Origin of the sequence: Photorhabdus noenieputensis, from assembly GCF_018448935.1 — a bacterium.
Taxonomy (GTDB): Bacteria; Pseudomonadota; Gammaproteobacteria; order Enterobacterales; family Enterobacteriaceae; genus Photorhabdus; species Photorhabdus noenieputensis.
Genome location: NZ_RCWC01000120.1, coordinates 1 through 1,354 on the forward strand (window position 1 = coordinate 1; position 1,354 = coordinate 1,354).

Annotated in this window: 1 protein-coding gene; it reads right to left on the reverse strand. The window is 52.9% G+C overall.

All coding sequences use genetic code 11. The features are described 5' to 3' along the window. Positions 1-1,354 (reverse strand): condensation domain-containing protein (locus tag EAE91_RS23435; protein WP_244869019.1); only part of this gene is annotated, 1,354 nt, incomplete at both ends.

Consider the following 1,354-nt stretch of genomic DNA (forward strand, 5'->3'; position numbering starts at 1 on the left):
GCACTGAGCAGCACGGTATACAGGGTGGTTTCCTGCGCTTTTGCCAGCGTCCTTAACTGTTCAGACAGCCGGGTGTCCAGCACAAAATTGAAATCCCGTCCCTGATAATTCACTTGTGTGGGTCTGGAATAATCGGTGGGCAGGGCCAGTGATTCATAGCCGGTCAGGGCCTGTCGCCAGTAAGCGAGCTGGCGTTCACCGATGTCGCCCTGTAAATAATCCCGTTGCCAGGCGGCGTAATCGCCGTAGGTAATCTCCAGTGGGGGAAGCTGGCTGTCACGACCTTCCCGCAAGGAGTGGTAAATCTCCGCCAGTTCAGCCATAAAGATATCGACCGACCAGCCATCAATGGCGATATGGTGCCATAGCATTAATAAGTAGTGCTGGCCAGACACCGGGTCAGACGTCGAATAGTGGCACAGTCTCAGGCTAGGTTCTGCGGTCAAATTGAACGGGGTGGCTATTTCAGCACGAACCGTGTTCAAAAGCGTGTCAGCATTTTCACAGGACTGGGAGTGGATAACTAAATTCCTGTCCAGTTTCTGCGGAAAAATTTGTCCATCATCATCGTTGTGGTATGCCATCTTCATTACAGTGTGGCGTTCAGCCAGCCGGTTAATGGCGGTTTCCAGCAGGGGCAGACAGGTATCGTTATCCAGTTGAACCAGATAAGGGATATGGTAGGTATCGGAACCTTGTTCAAATTGTTCGATAAATAGCATCCGCTCCTGGGCAAACGATAAGGGATAGCGCTCCCGAGCCAAATGAGGGATAACCGTATAAATCTGCTGTTCCATCTTGGTTGCCAGGCCCGCGATGGTTTTTAGTGCAAACAACTGAGCCAGTGAGGCTTCGGTTGCCAGCGTGCGGTGGATGGCGGCGGTTAGTCTTATTGCCGTCAGGGAGTTGCCCCCGATGCGGAAGAAATTATCCTCAATACCCACTCGCTCCAGTCCTAACACGTCCTGCCAAATGGCGCACAGTTGGGTTTCCAGCGCATTGCGGGGTGCCACGTATCCCTCTCTGTTTCCCCAGACAGGTTCCGGCAATGCCCGCCGATCCACTTTGCCGTTCAGAGTCAGGGGGATGGATTCAATACGGGTAAAGCTGGCCGGCAGCATATAGTCCGGCAGGCGGGAAGATAAGTGCCTGACGAGTTCATCGTCTGATAGTTCCTCGTCTGTCACCAGATACGCCACCAGTGCTTTATGGCCGTTATGCTCATGATCAATCACCACCGCCTGTTTGACCTGTGGGTGCAAAGCGAGGGCGGCTTCAATTTCGCTCAATTCGATGCGGTAACCGCGGATTTTGACCTGAAAATCATTGCGCCCCAGATATTCCAGATTGCCAT